The following is a 19,115-nucleotide window of genomic DNA, read 5'->3' as shown; positions in this document are numbered from 1 at the left end:
GTCCCGGATATGAAACAGGAAGTGATGGGTGGCCAAGCCCCGGACCAGGCCGGCACCCGCCTCGACACTCGTCTCGGCGCCCGCCTGGCCGAGCTGCGGGCCGAACGCGGCTGGTCCCTCGGCGAGTTGGCGGACCGCAGCGGCATCAGCCGTTCGACGCTGTCCCGGGCCGAGCGGGCGGAGATCAGCCCCACCGCCTCGCTGCTGAACCGCCTGTGCCATGTGTACGGCCGCACCATGTCCCAGCTGCTCAGCGAGGTCGAGTCGGAGCCCGCGCTGCTGGTGCGGGCGGCCGAGCAGCCGGTGTGGGAGGACCGTTCCTCCGGTTTCGTACGACGATCCGTGTCGCCACCGCATGCCGGGCTGCGTGCCGAACTCGTCGAGGGGCGGCTGGCCGAGGGCGCCGACATCGCGTACGACCGGCCGCCCGTGCCGGGGCTGGAGCAGCACATCTGGGTGCTGGAGGGGGCGCTGGACGTGACGGTCCAGGAGGCCGAGCACCATGTGGGTGCCGGGGACTGTCTGCGGATGCGGGTGTGGGGGCCGACGCGGTTCCGGTGTGCGGGACCCGGGGCGGTGCGGTATGTGCTGGCGGTGGTGCTGCCGTGACCGTGAAGCGTGTGGACGAGGCCCAACTGCTCGACCTGATCGGGGACTTGGCCGACCTGTTGATGGACGCCGTGGCCGACGGAGCCTCCGTCGGATTCCTGGCGCCCCTCGACCGTACGGCGGCCGAGGCCTGGTGGAAGGAGCGCGCGGCGGCCGTCGGCGCCGGGCGGATCGCGGTGTGGGTGGCGCAGGAGGGCGGGCGGACCGTCGGCACGGTCGGCCTGGACTTCCCCGCCAAACCCAACAGCCGCCACCGCGCCGAGCTGGTCAAGCTGATGGTGCACCGGGACGCGCGGCGCAGGGGACTCGGCCGCCGGCTGCTGACGACCGCCGAGCACGCGGCGATCGGGGCCGGTGTCAGCCTCCTCCACCTGGACACCGAGACCGACAGCGGCGCCGAGCGCCTGTACGAGGCGGCCGGTTGGACGCGGGCCGGGGTGATCCCGGACTACGCGGCGAGCCCGGCGGGAGTGCTCCGGCCCACGACGCTCTACTACAAGCACGTGTGACGGCACCGGCCCCGCACCGCTGCCAGGGTTCGACGGGCCTGCCTCCAGGCCCGGTTACCTCTCTCACCAGGTGATTGTCAGTGGCAGGCGCTACGGTGCGTCTCATGCCGGATGCCGAAGACGTACGCCGTATCGCCCTCTCTCTGCCGGACACGACGGAGAAGATCGCCTGGAGCATGCCCACGTTCCGGGTCGCGGGCAAGATGTTCGCCACCCTGCCCGAGGAGGAGACCTCCATCGCGGTGCGCTGCCCCAAGGAGGAGCGCGACGAACTGGTCCTGGCCGAGCCGGAGAAGTTCTGGATCGCCGACCACGAGGCGCAGTTCGCGTGGGTCCGCGCCCGGCTGGCCGCCCTGGAGGACGAGGACGAACTGCGCGACATCCTCGCCGACTCCTGGCGTCAGGCCGCACCGCCCCGACTGCTGGAGGCGCATCCGGAATTGGGGCCGTCGACGGCGGACTGAAATCCGTGGGGCGTTGTCAGTGCCCCGTGTCAGCATGGGCGAGAAGCTCGGTCGGGGGAGGGCACGAAGGGCATGGGCAGGGGCAAGGAGGCCGGGGCGCACCCGGTGTGGTCGCGGGACTTCGGCCTGTTCTTCGCCGCGCGTGCCGTCGCCCAGCTCGGGGACACCATGCTGCCGGTCGCCCTCGCCGCGGGCCTCCTGCAGCAGGGGTACGGCGCGGGCGCGGTCGGTCTCGCCCTCGCCGCGACCTCGGCCGCCTTCGCCGGGCTCATCGTGTTCGGCGGGGTCATCGCCGACCGCTTCAACACCCGCAGGCTGATGATCGGCGCAGACCTGGTCCGGGTGTGCACCCAGGCCCTGGCCGCCGTGCTCTTCTTCTCCGGGCATGTGGTGCTGTGGCAGATCTGCGCGATCGGCTTCGTCAACGGCGTGGCGGGCGCCGTGTTCCAGCCCGGCGTCGCCGGCACCGTGCGCCGGCTCGCCGCCGACGTTCAGGGCGCCAACGGCGCCATAAGGATCGCCGAGGCGGTGGCCCAGCTCTCGGGCCCGGCCCTCGCCGGTCTGCTCGTCGGCTTCGCCTCACCCGGCGCCGTGTTCACCGCCCACGCGACCACGTACGCCGTCAGCGCACTGTGCCTCCTGCTGCTACGCCTGCCCGCGCAGCCCCGATCACGGGGTGACGGCGGCGCCGGCCGTGGAACGAGGGCCTTCCGCGCCGATCTGGCCGAAGGCTGGCGGGAGTTCAGAGCCCGTACCTGGCTCTGGGGCGTCATAGCAGTCTGGTGCCTCTACATGATCACCGTGTGGGGCCCGACCGTGCCGCTCGTCGCCACGGAAGTGGTCCAGCAGCACGGCCCCCGCTCCTACGGCCTGATCAACTCCGCCCTCGGCGCGGGCACCGTCGTAGGCGGCCTGCTCGCCCTGCGGCTGCGGCCTCGCCGTATGCTCCGCGCCGGTGCCATGGGCCTCTTCGCCTTCGCCGGTTTCCCGGTGACGGTCGGCGCGGGGCTCGGGGTCCCGGCGATGGCGGCGGGCGCGGCAGTCGCGGGGGCCGGCATGGCCTTCTGGAGCGTGATGTGGGCCACCAGCGTCCAGACGCAGGTCCCCGGCGATGTCCTCAACCGCATTCACGCGTACGACGTGGCGGGCTCCCTCGCGATGATGCCGGTCGGCCAGGCCCTCGCCGGACCGGCCGCCGCGACGCTCGGCGCCGATCATGTGCTGCTGGTCGCCGGAGGGATGAGCCTCGTCGTCGCGGGCGCGTTGCTCTCGGTGCGGTCGATACGGGGGCTGGTGCGGGCGGACCTGCCGAGGACGTCGCGGGCGGCGCCGGCAGGTGAGCGCGTGCGCCTCGGAGGCGCCGAAGGCCGTGGGCACGAATAACGGGTGCGCGACCACCGACCCGAGTGCGGTATTGTTTCCATGCACGTTCGGCCGGGGGAAACCCCAGGTCAGACGGGCACCGGGACGTGGCGCAGCTTGGTAGCGCACTTGACTGGGGGTCAAGGGGTCGCAGGTTCAAATCCTGTCGTCCCGACTTGCGACAGAGCAAGTCAGGGGATGTGTCAGAGGTTTCTGATACATCCCCTTGATTGTTTTCCAGCTTGATTGTTTTGTCGATCTCATGTCCTCCGAGCCACGCCGCACCCTGACCGCCGCCGTCGTCCAGGCGAGCGCTCCCCTCTTCGACACACAGGCCGCGCTGAGCCGCGCCGAGGCACTCGTCCGGGAGGCCGTCGGTGAACGCGGGGCACAGGTCGTCGTCCTTCCCGAGGCCTTCCTCGGTGGCTACCCCAAGGGCCTGGACTTCGGCATCACCGTCGGCAGCCGCACCCCGGCCGGGCGCGAGCTCTTCCGCCGCTACCATGCCGCCGCCATCGACGTGCCGGGCCCCGAGGTCGACGCCCTGGCCGACCTCACCCGGGAACTCGGCTGCCACGCCGTCGTCGGCGCCGTCGAACGACAGCGCGGCACCCTCTACTGCGTCGCCCTCCACTTCGGTCCCGACGGCTACCTGGGCCTGCGCCGCAAGCTCATGCCGACCGCCGCCGAACGCTACCTGTGGGGCCAGGGAGACGGCTCCACCCTCCCGGTCATCGACACCAGCACGGCCCGTATCGGCGCGGCCATCTGCTGGGAGAACTACATGCCGTTGTTCCGAACGGCCATGTACGCCAAGGGCGTCGACCTGTGGTGCGCGCCGACCGTGGACGACCGTGACGCCTGGCAGGCCACGATGCGGCACATCGCGCTCGAAGGCCGCTGCTTCGTCCTCGGGGCCTGCCAGTACATGCGCCGCGACGCCCTGCCGTCCGACCTCCACCCCGTCCAGGGCGACGCACCCGACACCGTCCTCATCGGCGGCGGCTCCGTCATCGTCTCCCCCCTCGGCGAGGTCCTCGCCGGCCCGCTGCGCGACGGGGAGGGCATCCTGACCGCCGAGCTCGACCTCGACGACCTCACCCGCGCCCGCTTCGACTTCGACGCCACCGGGCACTACGCCCGCCCCGACGTGTTCACCCTCCATGTCGACGAATCCGCGCACGCCGGGGGCGTCGGCGGCTGAGCCGGGGCGGGCGACCGGCCTCTGCGGTCGACGGCGCGGGAGGGCTCCCGAGTGGGTGGGGTGAGCATGTGGCCGACGACCGTCGGGGGCTGCCGGCGGCCGGTCGGGAAGCGCGGCCGAAGGAGGGGGCGTTCGTGGCACGGGAGGAACGGGTCATCGCCGGGAGGTACCGGCTGCTGCAGCGGCTCGGCTCCGGCGGCGGGGGCGACGTCTGGCTGGCCCAGGACGAGGAACTCCGGGTCCGGGTCGCGGTCAAGGAGATCGACGTACCGCACGAGCGCACCGGATCCAGCGGCGACGACCCCGCGGCGCGGGGGCGCAAGGAGGCGCTGAAGGCGGCGCAGTTGCGTGAGCATCCCAACGTGATCACGGTGTACGACGTCGTGGAGGACGACGACCGCCCGTGGATCGTGATGGAGTACCTGCCGGGCACCCGGGATCTGCGCGCCGCCGTCAAGGAGCGCGGGGCCCTGCCGAGCGAGGAGGTGGCCGGCATCGGCGCCGCCGCCCTGGACGCGCTGAACGCCGGGCACCGGCTCGGCATCATCCACCGGGACGTCAAGCCCTCCAACATCCTGCTGGCGCCGGACCGTTCGGGCGCCGCCGACCGCAGGGTCCTGCTCACGGACTACGGCATCTCGCTGTGGCCGCGCGAGACCCGGGTCACCCAGAGCGGCATGGTGGTCGGCACCCCGGGCTTCCTCGCGCCGGAGCGGCTGTCCGGGGGCGAGGCGACGCCCGCGACCGACCTGTTCTCGCTCGGCGTGACGCTGTACTTCGCCGTCGAGGGCGTCTCCCCGTTCGAGCGGGACACGCTCGACGCCTCCCTCATGGCGGCGCTGACCACGGACCCCGCCGTGCCGCAGCGGGCGAGCGACCCACTGAACCGCGTGATCATGGGACTGCTGGCCAAGGACCCGGCGCAGCGCACCCGGACGGAACGGGCACGCGAACTGCTCGCCGAAGCCAGGGGCAGCGGCAAAGGCACGCCTGCGCCCGCGCTCACCGGATCCGCCCCGGCGGGCCCCGCTTCAGGGTCCGGCCAGGACAACAGCGCCGCCGACCCCACCGACGTCGGTGCCACCACACGCCCTTCCCCCTCCCCGCCCTCCTGGAGGGACCGCGCCCGGCGCCGCGCCACAGCCTCCGACCGTCCCGCACCCGGCTGGCGCACCCCCGCGCTGCTGGCCCTCGCCGCCCTGCTCTTCGGGGCCGGCGGCTACGCGCTCGGCGCCGTCGGCCACCAGGACGGGGCCAAGGAGCAGGGGGCCGACGCGAAGGTGGCGGCGACGCCCTCCCCGACGGTGACCCGTGGCGCGTACCCGTACGGCCGCCAGGCCGGTCTGCGCCAGGAGCTCACCCCGGGGCAGTGCGTCGACGCCGACTGGAAGGACGGCGCGTACAAGGGGCGGGCCGGGCTCAAGACCCGCGACTGCTACGACGACGATCCCGAGGGCCAGGTCATCGCGACCGTCGCACCCGGCACCCAGCCGGTTCGGGACGAGTGTGCCCGGCGCACCGCGGACCTGCGCAAGACCATGGCCGACCCGGTGCTCTACGTCCTCACCCCCGAGCCGGGGCAGAGCGAGCCGCCCGCCTCGGCCTGTCTGCTCTTTCTCAGGAACGCCACACTCGGCGGGCCGATCGGTGACTTCCGCAAGTTCGGCGACGAGGTGTACATCACCCAGCTCGGCCCCGGCGACTGCATCGACGTCGAGGAGCACGAGGACGACTCGTACACCAAGACCCTGGTCAGCTGTGACCGCCCGCACGACGAGCAGTTGGTCGGCTGGACCCGCGCCTCGGGCGACAGTTCGTCGGACAGCGTCGACACGGGCGAGCTCTGCCAGGAGAGGTACGGGGTCAACTGGGCCCGCGGCAAGGGGCACGAGATGTGGGGCTGGTACTCCTCCGACGAGGAGTGGGAGGCCGGATTCCGCCAGGTGCTGTGCAGCGTGGGCCGCGAGGACGGCGGGAAGCTTCCCGCAGGAGCGCTGAAATCGGCGTACTGACGCACACCCGGACCGGGTGACCGACCGGTTTGGGGAGGGGTCCCGTGCAAGGTGCGGACACTGGTCAGAACGCCGTAGTGCATCCACCGAACAAGCCCATCAACTCCATGAACAAGTCCTAGAACGACCTTGAACCGAGGAGACCAGCGATGCCCCTCTCCGCCAGCCTCGCGCGTGGTGTCGCGCCCGCCGCGCCCGGGACTCTGCATGCCCGTACGGTCACCGGTGAGCTCAGCGCCCCGCCCCGCCCGGGGCTGACGGTGCGCTTCGGGCGCGGTGACAAGCCCGACGTGGACCTGGGAGTCGGCGTCGACGACCTGCGGGTGAGCCGGCGCCACGGTGAACTGACGTACCGTCAGGGGCTGTGGTGGCTGCGCAACACCGGGCAGCAGCTCGTGCGGCTGCCGCGTGGCCGGATGATGCATATCGCCACCGAGCCGGTCCCGCTCGCCACCGGCTACACCCCGCTCTTCGTGAAGGGCTCCGGCTACCGCGAGCACCTGGTCGAGCTGTATGTGGCCGGCCATGACGACCAGGGACCCGTCTCACGCAGGCAGGCCGAGACCATCCGCCCGGAGACCTGGGCGCTCGACGACGACGAACGGCTGCTGCTGGTCGTCCTCGGCCAGCGGTATCTGCTCTACGAGGAGGAGCCGCGGCCCCTGACCTACTCCGTGGCCGCCAAGCAGCTCAAGTATCTGCGCCCGGACGCCAACTGGACCGAGCGCAGGATCGAGCACCGTATCGAGGTCGTACGGCACCGCCTGGACCGCACGGGCTTCCGGTACCCGTTGCTGCACGACAAGGCCGAGGGCAGGCCCGGCGACAACAGGCTGCTGCACAACCTGATCAAGGGGCTGGTGGAGTCGACGACGCTGGTGCCGCCGGACCTGGACCTGATGGAGGACGACGCGCCCTGGCCCGACTAGCGGACCTCAGCGCGCCGGGAGTTCGGCGGCGGCCGAGGTCGCGAGCTTCTTCGCCATGCCGCACAGTTCGGCCGTGGGCCGTCGGCCGCCGACCTCCAGGCGCACCATCTCGGCGGCGGTCTCGGCGTTCTGGCCGCTGTACTCGCGGTATTCGATGTAGGCCGTGCAGGTGTCGCCGTCGTCGTTCCGCTCGATGATCGTGCGGTGTCCGCTGAGCGTGACGGCGGTGGCGCCGTCCTCCGCGGACTTGGGCTGATCGCGGAAGAAGCTGATCTCCGCGTCCAACTCGTCCACGTCGCTGGACCACTCGCAGCTCCAGCCTGCGACGCCCTCCACCGGCACGTCGACCTTCAGGCCGGGGACGGCGGACAGTGCCTTTGCGTTGAGTAGCTTGCAGGCGTTCGACCACGCCAGCGACTCGGGCGGGTAGGGCGACGGACGGCGTGGGAGCGGACCGCGGTCGAGGACGCCGGCCGCGGTCGTGGCCGCCTTGTTCGCGACGGTGCACAGGGTCGCCGTGCCGCCGAACACGGTGCCCTTGCCCATGTTCACGCGGATCCCGACGAGGGTGTCGTCGGCGGACGTGAGCAGCAGGTTGCACTCGTCGCTCTCGCCCTCCTCCTCCCGGATGCCGATCTGACCGATGGTGCGCGAGGGCTTCGACCCCTCGGGCGGCGAGCCCTCCAGGATGCTGATCTTCACGTCGATGCGGGTCTTGTCGTCGACGTCCACGAGCACGTCGCAGCGGTCGAAGTTCCCGTAGTCCACGTCCTTGTGGACCTCCCCGTCGCCGCCGAAGTCGAGCGTGGCGGGGTCGGACAGGGCACACACATCGGCCGTGTGCGGGTCGCCGATCAGGGGGCGCGCGTTCGCCTGCAGGCTCTGGCCGGGGGTGGGGTCGGCCTTCGCGTCGTCGTCGCCGTCCCCGGGCAGGACCACGACGCCCAGGGCAAGCAGCGCACTGACGCCGAGGGCCGCCGCGACCAGCGGCCGACGCCAGCGGCGGCGCGCGGGGGCGGTGCTGGTGGTGGCCGTGTCCCGCGAGGGTTTCGGCTCGGACCCGGCGATGTCCTGAAGGAGCCGCCGGACCTCGGCGGCGTCGGGGCGTTGCCGGGGGTCGCGGCGGAGCATGGACGTCAGCACGGGGTACAGCGGCCCCACGGCGGCGGCGTCCAGCTCGACGACGCCCTGCTCGGCCTTCCAGTACCGCAGCCGCTCCGCGTCCCCGCCGTCCTCGCCCGTCCCGGCGGGGGCGTCGCCGTGGGACGTGGTGCCGCGCGGCGGCGCCCCGGTGACCAGCGCGCAGAGGGTGGCGGCGAGGCAGAACACATCCGAGGCCGGCCGGGGCACATTGCCTCGGGCCAGCTCCGGAGCGGCGTAGTCCGGGGTGAAGCTGTACGGGCCGTTGACGGTGATGGTCTCCGCGCCACCGACCCGGTAGGCGGCGCCGAAGTCCAATAACTTCGCGGCGCCGTGCCGGGTGAGGCCGATGTTGGCGGGCTTGACGTCACAGTGCACGATGCCCGCCTCATGCAGCGCGGCCAGCGCGTCCGCGAGTTCGGCGCCGATGCGGGCCGCCCGCTCGGGGGAGACCGTCGGCTGCCGGTCGAGGCCGCCGCCGGGGACGTACTCCATGACGAACCAGTACGTCTCCGAACCGGGCCCGTCCTTCGCCACCGTCACCACGTCGAACAGCGTCACGACATGAGGGTGGTCGCGGAACTTGGCCATGGCGCGCGGTTCGCCCAGCAGCCGCCGCAGCGCGGTGTCGCTCTCGCCGTCCGTCCGCTCCGGTTTGAGCGCGACGTCCTGGCCCACCACCGTGTCGTGCGCGAGCCACACATCGCCGCCCCGCCCCGCGCCGATGACGTCCTTGAGGACATAGCGGTCGGCGAACTCCTCCCCGGAACGCACGGATTCTTCCCCCTCGGTCGAGTCCGGAACGCACACGGCCACGGTCCAGGGCCGTGCGCATGGGTCGAACCTACTGCGTACGGCAGGCCGTACGCAGTGTCTACCCAGAGCCTTCATCAGTCGCACGCATGCGTAGACAGCGGCCGGAACCGAGCCATCCGGGAGGGGTCCCGCGCGGTGCCCTTACGGTACGCGTCGGCCCGTACCGCACACCCCCCGACGCAGGAGACCTTCCATGCCCAGTACCCGGACCGTCGTGCTCGCCGGCCTCACCGCGGCCGTCTCGACCGCCACGCTCACCCTGTCCGCGCACGCGGAGCCCTCGACCCCGCAGGCACGGGCGGCGGCGGCCCGCTGCGCGCACCCCGCCGACGTCCTCGACCTCACGGACTGGAAACTGACCCTGCCCACCGGCGACGACGAGGACCCCGCCGAGATCACCCAGCCCGAGCTGGCAACCTTCTCAGCCAAGCCCTGGTTCCGGGTCGAGTCCGGCTGCGACGCGGTCCGGTTCCGGGCCGCCGTCAACGGCGTGACGACGTCGGGGTCGAGCTATCCGCGCGCCGAGCTGCGGGAGATGACCGAGGGCGGCGGGGACGAGGCCGCGTGGTCCACCACGGAGGGCACCCACACCCTCGTCGTCAGGGAGGCGTTCATGGCGCTGCCCGAGGAGCGGCCGTGGCTGGTCGGCGCGCAGGTCCACGGCGGGGACGACGACGTCACCGTCTTCCGCCTCGAAGGCAGCAAGCTCTACATCACCGACGGCGACGACCGGCACCACCATCTCGTCACCGACGACTACGAGTTGGGCACCGAGTTCGAGGCGAAGTTCGTGGCCGAGGACGGGGAGATCGACGCGTACTACAACGGCCGCCTCCAGACCACGATCTCGCACGACGGCGACACCAACTACTTCAAGGCGGGGGCCTACACCCAGGCCAACTGCGACAACTCCGCGCCCTGCTCGGACGACAACTACGGCGAGGTCCGTATCTCCGGCATCGAGGTCACCCACTCCTGACCGGCGCGCGCTCCCGGGAGGGGTCCCGGAGGGTGCGTGGCACGGTGACGTGGACCGGAGGCGGGAAGGGGGCGCGGCGGATGGCGGGGGACACGACCGGCGTGGAGGGGACACTGCTGACCCGTGCGCAGCGGATCAACTCGGCACTGGTCGTGGACCGCAGGCTGGGCGAGGGCGCCTTCGCCGAGGTGTACCGGGTACGGCACCACATCCTCGGCTGGCAGGCCCTGAAGCTGTTCAAGCACGTCGCCTCGCTGGCGGCAACCTCCCGGCTGTTCGACGAGGCCCGCATCCTGTCCACCCTCGGACACCCCAACATCATCCGGGTGTTCGACGCCGGCACGGTGCAGACCTCGGAGGGGATGCGCGGCTACATCACCATGGAGTACGTGGCCGGCGGCAGCCTGGAGCGGCTGGTCGCGTCCCACTCCGGGGCGGTACCGGTCGACGAGGCCACGGCCGTGCTGCGGCAGGCCGCCGAGGGGCTCGCCGTCGCCCATGAGCGGCAGCACCCGATCGTGCACCGCGATCTGTCGCTGGCCAACGTGCTCATCACCTACGACGAGTCCGGACTGCGGGTCAAGGTCAGCGACTTCGGACTGGCCAAGGAGACCGACCCCGGCACCATGGCGGCCAGCGCGCAGGGCACGGTCGCCTACATGCCGCCCGAGGTGCTGCGCCGGGGCACCGGCTACTCGTGCGCGGGGGACGTGTGGGCGTTGGGCACCATCGCGTACTTCCTGCTCACCGACCACTTCCCGTACAACGGCGGCGACCCGGTGCAGTCCTTCTCCCTGGAGCGGTTCAACGCGCCCCTGCTGCCGCCGAGCGCCTTCAACGACGGTGTCGGGCCCGAACTGGACCGGCTGGTCGTCGACATGCTGCGCGTGGACCCGGCCGAACGCCCCGCCTCGGCCCGCGAGGTCGCCGAACGCGCCGAGGCACTGCGGCCGGCGGCCGGGGTGAGACCACCGCCGCACGGGGCGGCCGCGGTGGAGAGGTCGGTCGAGGAACAGGTACGGGCGGCCCTCGAGCTCTCCCGGACACCGGGACGGCTCACCGATGCCGCCAACCAGCTGGAGGAGGCCGTCAGCCGCCATCCCCGGCTCAGGGAACGGCACATGGCGCGGCTGATGACGTGGCGCCGGGGGGTGGTCATGTGAACGGCCCGACACACGGGGCACGGACCCACGGGCGACGGACGTACGGGCAGCGGACGTTGGGAGAGCGGATGGACAAGACGACTGCGGGCGGCCGGAGGGGCGAGCCCTCCGCCGCCCGGACCGGCACCGGGAACCTCTCCCGCTTCACCGATCTGGCCGGGATGCGGCTGTACCGCGACAACGCCTTCGCGGTCACCGGCCTCCCGATCGACGCGCAGGGACGCGCCGTACGGCAGCACCGGCAGCGGCTGGACGCCAGGCTCGCCGTCGAGGACACCTGGGTCCCGGACCCGGACTCGCCCCTCGTGGGCGGGCACCGCAAGGACGAGGTGCGGGCGGCGTTCGAGGAGTTCCAGGACCCGCGGCGGCGCCTCGTCGACGAACTGCTGTGGCGGTGGGGCGAACCCGGCCCCGACTGCGGCTGCCCCGCCTCCGTGCACGAGGAGCACGACAACGCGGTGCGCTTCCACGCCATGGCCCTGGACGCGGAGGCCGGACGGGGCCACGCCACCACGGACGCCCGGGACATCCTGTGGCAGGGCGCGGCGAGCGCCTGGGGACCGCTGCTGGAGCGCCCCGAGTTCCGCCGGCACATCGCCCACCGGATCGAGCGGCTGGACGATCCGCGGCTCGGCGAGCACTCGGCGGACGACTTCCTCGCCGAGCTTCCCGGCCTCCTCGTCTCCCCGTTCCGCGAACTGGCCGCCGACCCGGACTTCAGACCGCGCCTCACCGGGATCTGCGCCGGCTGGGCGGAACAGACCGCGTTCTCGGGCCTGTTCACGGAGATGTTCGAGGACGCCGTGGAGGAGACGGTCGAGAAGATCACCGACGGTCTGCGCTCCGCGAGCGGCCACAAGGACGCCGAGCGGTACACCGACGCCGTCCGGGTCCTGAGGCAGGACGTCCTCCCCGCGTTCGACCGGTTCGGCGACTTCCGGGCGTACGTCCCGCAGTGGCGGTACGACGACGTGGCGCACATCGTCGCCGTGGGCGTGGGCAACCTCGCCGTGGCGCTGCTGGGCCACTACCAGTTCCACCGGCCGACCGTCGCCGAGAAGAAGACGGTGGTCGAACTCGCCGAGCGGGCCTACGAGATCGCCCCGGAGCGCCATGTGAAGGCGTTCAAGGACAACTGGGACGTCATCTACGAGTGGTCCGAGGGAGTCGTCCTGACCCGCCCCGACCCGGGGACGGCGCCGAGCATGTCGGGCGGCGAATGGGCCGGGTGCGTGCTGACAGTCCTGGCGCTGACCGGCCTGATCACGCTGTGGGTGGTCCAGGGGTGGGAGGCGGCGGTGGGCGGCTTCTTCATCCTCGGCCTGCTCTACGGCGCCTACGAGAAGCTCGCCGAATGGAACGCGCGGCTCCGGATCTACCGGGCCAGAAGGAGGTACCGGTGACATCCCGAACCCACCGGAGGGTACGCCAAGTGCGCGCCGCGCTCGGCCAGTTGAGGCACCCGCCCGAGTTCCGGGTCGCCCGCCCGCTGCTGGAGCCGGCCCAGGCCGAGTGGGCGGCGGCCGTGCTCGCCGAGGCCGAGTCCGCCGAGGCCCTCGCACGGCAGGCCCGCACCCCGCAGGGCGCCGGCACCGACGCGATGCTCGGTGCCGCCGTGGGCATCTGGCGCGCCCTGCGCAAACTCGACCAGGGCACCGGCCCGCTGTCGTCGGCCGATCTGCGGCAGGTGCGCCGCCAGGTCCACGCGAGCCGTCAGGCGCTCGCCGACGACGGGCTGGAGATCCAGGAGCACGACGGGCAGCCCTTCGACTCCGGCCAGTCCCTGGAGGTCCTGGTGTTCCAGGACGAGCCGGAACTGGACCGCGAGGTCGTGCTGGAGACCGTACGGCCGTCGGTCTACTTCCGCGGCGAACGGATCCAGATGGGCCAGGTCATCGTCGGCCGTCCCGGCCCCCGGGCCACCTGAACGACCAAGGAGATCACGACATGCGCGAGACCATCGACTTCGGCATCGACCTCGGCACCACCAACAGCGCCATCGCGGTGGCCGAGGACGACGGCGTACGGATCATCAAGAACAACGACGGCTGGGACTTCACGCCCTCCGCCGTATGGGTCCCCAAGCAGGGGGTGATCCACGTGGGCAGGCGGGCCCGGGAGCGCACGGAGAGCGACCCGGGGAACGCCTACGCGGAGTTCAAGCTGGAGATGGGCGCTGCGGGCGCGGGCCGGCTCTTCGAGCGCACCGGCCTCTCGCTCAGCCCCGAGGAACTGTCCGCCGAGGTGCTCAAGTCGCTGCGGCAGGACGCCGCGCACGAGTACGGGTACCAGCCGGAAGCGGCCGTGATCACCGTCCCGGCGTCCTTCGCCCTGAACCAGAACAACGCCACCGGCTCCGCGGCCGCCCTCGCCGGGCTCGGCGAGCACTGCCCGCTGGTGCAGGAGCCGACCGCCGCCGCCATCGCCTACGGCGTGCAGGACGCCTCCGAGTCCGCCCACTGGATGGTGTTCGACCTGGGCGGCGGCACCTTCGACGCGGCCGTGATGAGCAAGCGCGACGGCGAGCTCCAGCTCATCCAGCACGCCGGCGACCCCTACCTCGGGGGCAAGCTCATCGACTGGGCCCTCGTCGACGACCTGCTGGCTCCCGCGGTCCGCCGGGACCTGGGCCTCACGGACTTCACCCGCCAGAACCGCGAGCGCTGGCGCAAGAACTTCGCCAAGCTCAAGCTGGAGGCGGAGAACGCCAAGATCTCGCTGTCCCGGGCGAGTTCGGTCGAGATCTCCGTCGACCTCGACGACGGCCACGGCGGCACCGAACCCTTCGAGTTCACCCTGACCCGGGGCGCCCTGGACGACCTGGCGCTGCCCTTCTACACCCGCGCGATCCGGCTCTGCCGCGACGCGCTGGCCGAGAGCGCGCTGCGCCCCGACCACATGGACCGGCTGCTCCTCGTCGGCGGCGCGACCCTCAGCCCCGGGCTGCGCGAACTGCTCGCCGACCCCATCGAGGGCCCCGGCATCCCCCTCGACCACACCCAGGACCCCACCACCGTCGTCGCGCGCGGCGCCGCCGTGTTCGCGCGCACGATCCGCATGCCGAAGAAACCGCAGCGGGCGGCGCCGGGCGAGTTCGTCATCGAGCTGCACTATCCGGCGCAGTCCGTCGACACCACCGGCATCCCGGTCTCCGGCAAGGTGAGCAGCGGCGGCGCGGTGGACTGGACGCGGTACACCGTCACCCTCAGCAACCCCGACGGACGCCCGCCCTTCCGCGGCCCGAGCACCGTGCTCGGCACGGACGGCACCTTCTACACCGAGGTCGCCATCGACGCCGACACCCGCTCCCGCTTCACCGTCGAGCTCACCGACAACGCCGGCACCCGGCGCGACCTCGCGGGTGACACCTTCTCCATCACCCACGCCGCCGTCGTCCCCGGCGACGCCGTGCTCACCGGCACCCTCGGCATCGGCAAGGCCGACGGCACCTTCGACCCGCTGCTGCGCAAGGGCACCACACTCCCGGCCCAGGTGACCAAGCCGTACCGGACGACCATCCCGCTGCGCCGCACCGAGCCCGACGCCGTGATCCGGATCCCGCTGCTGGAGGGCGAACGCAGGCGCGCGGACCGCAACACCCGGGTCGGGCTGATCGAGATCCGCCCCCGCGACATCCGCATCGACCTGCCCGCGCAGAGCGAGGTCGAGGTCACCTTCGAGATCCAGGCGAGCAACCGCGAGGTCCTCGTCACCGCCGACATCCCCCTGCTGGAGCAGCAGTTCGAGGCGACCATCAACCGGTCCGAGCTGCTGGCGCCCGAACACACCGAACTCGTGGACCGGCTGCACGATCTGGAGCAACGCGTGCGCATCCTCCAGGACCAGGCCGAGGACGTCCACTCCGAGCAGGCCCAGACCCGGCTGGAGGACCTGACGGATCAGCAGGCCATCCCGCAGCTGCGCAAGGAGGTGGACGCCGCCGCCGTCGACACCGGCGCGGCCGTCACCAGCGACCGCCGCATCCGCGATGTGGAGGCCCAGCTCGACGACATCGAGGAGGCCATCGAGATCCCCGGCCTGCAACGCGAACTGTGGGATCTGCTCAGCTCCTGCGAGGACGTCATCGAGCAGGTCGGCGGCGGCCCGTCGGACCGGCGGGAACTGCAGAACATGCGCGACCGGGCCAGCTCGCTCGGCGAGGACGCCACCCCGGCCGATCTGCGCCGGCTCATCAAGCGGGCCGGACAGTTCCACGTCGAGCTGCTGCGCCGCACCGACCAGTGGGAGTACGTCGTCTTCCACGCGCTGGTCGAGATGCGCGACGAGATGTTCTCCCGCGCCCAGGCGGACGCCGCGATCCTGGAGGGCCGCCGCGCCGTCGCCGCCGGGGACCGCCGCGCCCTCGCCGGAGTGAACGAGCGGCTGCGCCGGCTGCTGCCGCCGGGCGTCGCCGATGAGGCCGAGCGACTGTCCGGCGGCATCAACTAGTCGGCAGACAGGAGGACTTGACGGTGACCACATCCAGAATCCCGGCGGACGTCCCGTCCGAGGCGTTCCGGCCCGCCGACCGGAACGACGGCGAGCGGGTCGACACCCCGCCCCCCGCCGCCGACTCGCTCCGGACCGCGCTGCTCGTCTCGCGTGCCCGGACGGCGGCCCGCTCCGGTGACCTGGACGGTGCCGTCCGGTTGCTGCACGACGCCGACGACGCCCACCGGGACGTACTGGACCTGCTCGCCCGTCTGCACGCCCAGCGCGGGGAGTTGGCCCGGGCCGCGGAGTACTGGCGCCGGGTCCAGGAGCAGCACCCGAGGGACCCGGCAGCCGCGGCCGGGCTGGCGAGGATCGACCGGCTCGGCCGTCGCGGCCCACGGTCGGCACTCGCCCGGCACCGCGCCGGTACGGCCCTCGCCGCCGCGGTGTGTGCCGTGGCCGCGATCACGGCCGGCACGGTCGCCCTCACCGACGCGCGGGGCGACCGGCCGGCTCCGTCGCAGACCGACCGGGCGGAGCGGCTCGCCGAGCGTCTGGACGCCGAACGCAGGGCGCAGCAGGCACAGGACCGTGCCCGGGAGGCGGAGCGCCGGGCGGAGGCGGCCCGGGCACTGGCCGACGCGCTGCGCGCACCGGGCATCGCCCCGGTCGCCCAGGACGGATCCGTGGAGGTCGCCTTCGCCGACGGGCTCTTCTCCGAGGGCGCCGAGCTGACCCCGGTCGGCGCCGAGCGGCTCGCCGTGCTGGGTGAACGCCTGGCGGGACGGACCGTACGCGTCGAGATCTACGGCCAGACGGCGACCGTGCCCGGCGCCCCGACCAGCGGCGGTTCGGTCCTCTCCCTGTGGCGGGCCCTCATCGCCGCCCGGGAGTTGAGCACGGCCGCCGACAAGCCCCTGACCGCCTTCACCACCGCCAGCGCCGACCAGCGCGACGCGCCGTTCGCGGGGGTCGCGAGGAACCGGACGGTGACGGTGGTGATCACGCCCGTCTAGAAGACCGCTTCGAGGATCCCGAGGATGTCCTGCTCGGTGGCCCGGCGCGGTGCGTTGCGGGTCACGGCGTCCGCGAGGGGGCTGGAGGCGATCGGCGTCAACAGGTCGGGACGGACGCCGAGTTCGCGCAGCGACTGCTCGATGCCGAGCGTGCCGGAGATCTCACGGACCGCGTCGATGCCCGTACGGCATCGAGGTGGACATCGACGCCGAGCTCGACGAGTCCCAGGCACCCGCGAGGGAGGAGTTCCGGGCGCTGTTCAGCCGTTCGCCAGCGTCTTCTGGGCGGCGCTCGTCCTGCCGTACTTCGCCATCGGCACGTTCTGGACGCAGGTCTTCGGCGCGGAGTTCGTGCTGCTGATCGGCTCCGGGGTGCTCGCCCTCGGCGGCCTCGTCTCCCAGTTCCTCGCCCCGGAGACGACCGACATGGACCTCGCCCGGGCCGCGCGCAAGGCACGCGGGGCCTAGCCATCGCACGCAAACGGAACGGCCCCGCAGGCGAGTGCCTGCAGGGCCGTGCTGCGCTGTCGAGCGTCAGGCGTAGGCGTCGAAGGGGATCCCGGACGGCTTCGCGTAGTTGAGCGCCCACTGGAAGTCGCCGTCGTCGATCTTGATGGTGGCGGACCCGAAGTCGGCGCTCATGAGCTTGTCGCGGTATCCGGCCGGATAGCCGTTCCAGCCGACCAGGCGCGGGAAGAACCAGTTGCCGGTGGCGTTCTCCGCGGGCTCGTCATTGCCGTTGGCGAAGCGGAAGCAGTGACTCGATACGCCGTCCTTGTGGTAGACGATCTTCGGGTGGGTGCCGTCGAAGCGGATCGCCGAACGGGCCGCCAGCTGATAGGTGTTGTGCTGGGACACCGACACGTACTCGGCCTGGTTGTCGCGGACCCACACGATCACGTGTTCCCAGTCGTGCGTGTGTCCGAGGGCCGCCGGACCGAGGGTGATCTGGTCCTTCTCGAAGTAGCTGGCGTACATCACCGCGCACCAGCCGTTGCTGCACTTCGCCCGCGAATAGGTGTTGGCGTTGGCCAGCTGGGCGTAGTCGTGGCACTTGCCGTTGACGTCGCCGCCGAGCTTGAGACCCGGGTTGAGGGTCCCGTCGGTGCCGATGGCGGCCGTGGCGTAGCAGCCGTCGCCGTCGTAGTCGTAGGCAGGGGAGAACGTCTGCTCCAGGCCGTCGGCGTTCTGGGGGAGCAGGGTCAGGACACTCGCGTGGGCACTCGCGGGGAGGCCCACGACGAGCGTCATCGCTCCGAGGAGGGCCATCGCGAGGGTGCTCAACTTACGCATCACGGCTCCCGGTTCAGCAGTAGAGGTTGCCGCCCGGCGAGACGCCGAGGATCGAGGTGAACCGGTTGTAGGCGTCGACGCGGCTCTGTACCTGTGCCGGGTTCTTGCCGTCGCACTCCAGGGAGCCGTTGATGGAGCGGATGGTCTGCCCGAAGCCAGCCTGGTTCACCATCGCGTTGTGCGGGGTCATGGTGCCGGGCCCTGACTGGGTGTTCCAGTACCAAAGACCCGTCTTCCAGGCGACGGCCGCCTCGTTCTGCACCCGCCAGGGGTTGTTGAGCAGGTCGATGCCGAGGGCGTCTCCCGCCGCCTTGTAGTTGAAGTTCCACGACAGCTGGATCGGACCGCGGCCGTAGTAGGCGGCCTGACCGGCCGGGCAGCCGTAGGGCTGGTTCCAGTCGCAGTAGTGAGGGTAGTTGGCGGTGTTCTGCTCGACGATGTGGACCAGGCCGCCGGTCTCGTGGTTGACGTTGGCGAGGAAGGCCGCCGCCTCCTGCTTCTTCACGGTGTCGCTGCCGGTGTTCGCGAAGCCGGGGTAGGCGCTCAGCGCGGCGACCAGGCCGCTGTACGTGTAGAACGAATTCCGGCTCGGGAACATCTGGTTGAACTGTGCCTCGCTGACCACGAACCCGGACGGGGTGCCGCCGCCCCCGCTCGCGGGCGCGTTCCACTTCTGGTTCGCGGTGCCGGTGCAGGTCCAGATCTGCAGCCGGGTGCCGTTGGCGCTGTTGTTGTCCCGGACGTCCAGGCACTTGTTCGCGGCCGGGTTCACGATGTCTCGCGCACCGCTGACCACCCACTGCTGGTTGGCGCCGCCCGAGCAGTCCCAAAGCTGGACCGCCGCGCCGTCCGCCGTGCTGCGCTCGACGACGTCCAGACACTTGCCGAGCGCGCGCAGCGTGCCGTCACCGGAGTTGGACCAGACCTGCGCGCCGGTCCCGTTGCAGTCGTAGAGCTGTACGGCGGTGCCGTTGGCGTTGCTCGCCCCCGCCACGTCGACGCACTTGCCGACGAGGCCGGTGATCGTGCCGTCGGCGGCCTGGGCGGGGGTCACGGTGAGCAGGGCGGTGAGGACGGCGGTGAGGACCGCGAAGATCGCGAGCCGGGGTCCGGGCCGCGGCCCGGGCTGGGGTCTGAGCTGAGGTCTGAGTCGGGTCATGGACATGTTGAGGACGCTCCTTCGCT

General features: G+C 71.9%; 17 protein-coding genes and 1 tRNA gene. 14 read left to right on the top strand and 4 right to left on the bottom strand.

What is annotated here, in order from left to right; genetic code table 11:
• The first annotated feature begins 9 nt into the window (after positions 1-9).
• From IE325_RS00275 to IE325_RS00240, 8 genes are all read left to right on the top strand, one after another.
• A complete protein-coding gene (locus IE325_RS00275; protein WP_190067565.1) occupies positions 10-609 on the top strand; it encodes a helix-turn-helix domain-containing protein in 600 nt (199 codons plus the stop codon).
• A complete protein-coding gene (locus tag IE325_RS00270; RefSeq protein WP_190067564.1) occupies positions 606-1,118 on the top strand; it encodes a GNAT family N-acetyltransferase in 513 nt (170 codons plus the stop codon). Before IE325_RS00275 ends, IE325_RS00270 begins: the two co-directional genes overlap by 4 nt.
• A gap of 104 nt (positions 1,119-1,222) precedes the next feature.
• Complete coding sequence (locus tag IE325_RS00265; RefSeq protein ID WP_190067563.1) at positions 1,223-1,582, top strand: MmcQ/YjbR family DNA-binding protein; 360 nt, start codon at positions 1,223-1,225, stop codon at positions 1,580-1,582.
• Between the two features lie 72 nt (positions 1,583-1,654).
• Entirely contained in the window at positions 1,655-2,965 is a 1,311-nt protein-coding gene (locus tag IE325_RS00260) for an MFS transporter (protein ID WP_190067562.1), read from the top strand.
• Positions 2,966-3,045: 80 nt separating this feature from the next.
• Positions 3,046-3,119: transfer RNA gene (locus IE325_RS00255), tRNA-Pro, on the top strand.
• 87 nt (positions 3,120-3,206) lie between these two features.
• A complete protein-coding gene (locus IE325_RS00250) occupies positions 3,207-4,148 on the top strand; it encodes a nitrilase-related carbon-nitrogen hydrolase (RefSeq protein WP_190067561.1) in 942 nt (313 codons plus the stop codon).
• Between the two features lie 134 nt (positions 4,149-4,282).
• Complete coding sequence (locus IE325_RS00245) at positions 4,283-6,160, top strand: serine/threonine-protein kinase (RefSeq protein WP_190067560.1); 1,878 nt, start codon at positions 4,283-4,285, stop codon at positions 6,158-6,160.
• A 149-nt stretch (positions 6,161-6,309) separates the two neighbouring features.
• A complete protein-coding gene (locus tag IE325_RS00240) occupies positions 6,310-7,089 on the top strand; it encodes an FHA domain-containing protein (protein ID WP_190067559.1) in 780 nt (259 codons plus the stop codon).
• Between the two features lie 6 nt (positions 7,090-7,095).
• Here IE325_RS00240 and IE325_RS00235 read toward each other — a convergent pair whose 3' ends face one another.
• Positions 7,096-9,003, bottom strand: coding sequence for a serine/threonine-protein kinase (locus tag IE325_RS00235; RefSeq protein ID WP_190067558.1), 1,908 nt, complete (start codon positions 9,001-9,003; stop codon positions 7,096-7,098).
• A 235-nt stretch (positions 9,004-9,238) separates the two neighbouring features.
• Here IE325_RS00235 and IE325_RS00230 point away from each other — a divergent pair, with 235 nt between their 5' ends.
• The 6 genes from IE325_RS00230 to IE325_RS00205 all read left to right on the top strand — a co-directional run bounded on the left by IE325_RS00230 (position 9,239) and on the right by IE325_RS00205 (position 16,637).
• On the top strand, positions 9,239-10,024 hold the full coding sequence (locus IE325_RS00230; protein WP_190067557.1) for a polysaccharide lyase family 7 protein: 786 nt from the start codon (positions 9,239-9,241) through the stop codon (positions 10,022-10,024).
• A gap of 80 nt (positions 10,025-10,104) precedes the next feature.
• A complete protein-coding gene (locus IE325_RS00225; protein ID WP_190067556.1) occupies positions 10,105-11,187 on the top strand; it encodes a serine/threonine-protein kinase in 1,083 nt (360 codons plus the stop codon).
• A gap of 68 nt (positions 11,188-11,255) precedes the next feature.
• Complete coding sequence (locus IE325_RS00220; RefSeq protein ID WP_190067555.1) at positions 11,256-12,590, top strand: hypothetical protein; 1,335 nt, start codon at positions 11,256-11,258, stop codon at positions 12,588-12,590.
• Positions 12,587-13,114 (top strand): hypothetical protein, encoded by a 528-nt coding sequence (locus IE325_RS00215; protein WP_190067554.1) that lies wholly within the window; start codon positions 12,587-12,589, stop codon positions 13,112-13,114. Before IE325_RS00220 ends, IE325_RS00215 begins: the two co-directional genes overlap by 4 nt.
• Positions 13,115-13,134: 20 nt before the next feature.
• Positions 13,135-15,636: an Hsp70 family protein gene (locus tag IE325_RS00210; RefSeq protein ID WP_190067553.1), complete on the top strand. Its 2,502-nt coding sequence runs from the start codon at positions 13,135-13,137 to the stop codon at positions 15,634-15,636.
• A 23-nt stretch (positions 15,637-15,659) separates the two neighbouring features.
• Positions 15,660-16,637 (top strand): tetratricopeptide repeat protein, encoded by a 978-nt coding sequence (locus tag IE325_RS00205; protein ID WP_190067552.1) that lies wholly within the window; start codon positions 15,660-15,662, stop codon positions 16,635-16,637.
• Here IE325_RS00205 and IE325_RS47205 read toward each other — a convergent pair.
• From IE325_RS47205 to IE325_RS00190, 3 genes are all read right to left on the bottom strand, one after another.
• Complete coding sequence (locus tag IE325_RS47205; protein WP_434095395.1) at positions 16,634-16,870, bottom strand: hypothetical protein; 237 nt, start codon at positions 16,868-16,870, stop codon at positions 16,634-16,636. The two genes, IE325_RS00205 and IE325_RS47205, sit on opposite strands and share 4 nt — an antisense overlap.
• A 301-nt stretch (positions 16,871-17,171) precedes the next feature.
• Positions 17,172-17,930: an NPP1 family protein gene (locus tag IE325_RS00195; protein WP_190067551.1), complete on the bottom strand. Its 759-nt coding sequence runs from the start codon at positions 17,928-17,930 to the stop codon at positions 17,172-17,174.
• A gap of 13 nt (positions 17,931-17,943) precedes the next feature.
• Positions 17,944-19,095, bottom strand: coding sequence for a chitinase (locus IE325_RS00190; RefSeq protein WP_373315056.1), 1,152 nt, complete (start codon positions 19,093-19,095; stop codon positions 17,944-17,946).
• Between the last annotated feature and the right edge of the window lie 20 nt (positions 19,096-19,115).

The sequence above is a fragment of the Streptomyces lanatus genome (genome assembly GCF_014655715.1).
Taxonomy (GTDB): domain Bacteria; phylum Actinomycetota; class Actinomycetes; order Streptomycetales; family Streptomycetaceae; genus Streptomyces; species Streptomyces lanatus.
This window is presented reverse-complemented; position numbering and strand designations above follow the sequence as displayed.

Excerpts from the sequence above, each read along its gene's own strand:
- IE325_RS00275 (WP_190067565.1), top strand. The coding sequence starts at position 10 with ATGAAACAGGAAGTGATGGGTGGCCAAGCCCCGGACCAGGCCGGCACC.
- IE325_RS00265 (WP_190067563.1), top strand. The coding sequence starts at position 1,223 with ATGCCGGATGCCGAAGACGTACGCCGTATCGCCCTCTCTCTGCCGGAC.
- IE325_RS00260 (WP_190067562.1), top strand. The coding sequence starts at position 1,655 with ATGGGCAGGGGCAAGGAGGCCGGGGCGCACCCGGTGTGGTCGCGGGAC.
- IE325_RS00250 (WP_190067561.1), top strand. The coding sequence starts at position 3,207 with ATGTCCTCCGAGCCACGCCGCACCCTGACCGCCGCCGTCGTCCAGGCG.
- IE325_RS00240 (WP_190067559.1), top strand. The coding sequence starts at position 6,310 with ATGCCCCTCTCCGCCAGCCTCGCGCGTGGTGTCGCGCCCGCCGCGCCC.
- IE325_RS00230 (WP_190067557.1), top strand. The coding sequence starts at position 9,239 with ATGCCCAGTACCCGGACCGTCGTGCTCGCCGGCCTCACCGCGGCCGTC.
- IE325_RS00225 (WP_190067556.1), top strand. The coding sequence starts at position 10,105 with ATGGCGGGGGACACGACCGGCGTGGAGGGGACACTGCTGACCCGTGCG.
- IE325_RS00220 (WP_190067555.1), top strand. The coding sequence starts at position 11,256 with ATGGACAAGACGACTGCGGGCGGCCGGAGGGGCGAGCCCTCCGCCGCC.
- IE325_RS00210 (WP_190067553.1), top strand. The coding sequence starts at position 13,135 with ATGCGCGAGACCATCGACTTCGGCATCGACCTCGGCACCACCAACAGC.
- IE325_RS00195 (WP_190067551.1), bottom strand. The coding sequence starts at position 17,930 with ATGCGTAAGTTGAGCACCCTCGCGATGGCCCTCCTCGGAGCGATGACG.
- IE325_RS00190 (WP_373315056.1), bottom strand. The coding sequence starts at position 19,095 with ATGTCCATGACCCGACTCAGACCTCAGCTCAGACCCCAGCCCGGGCCG.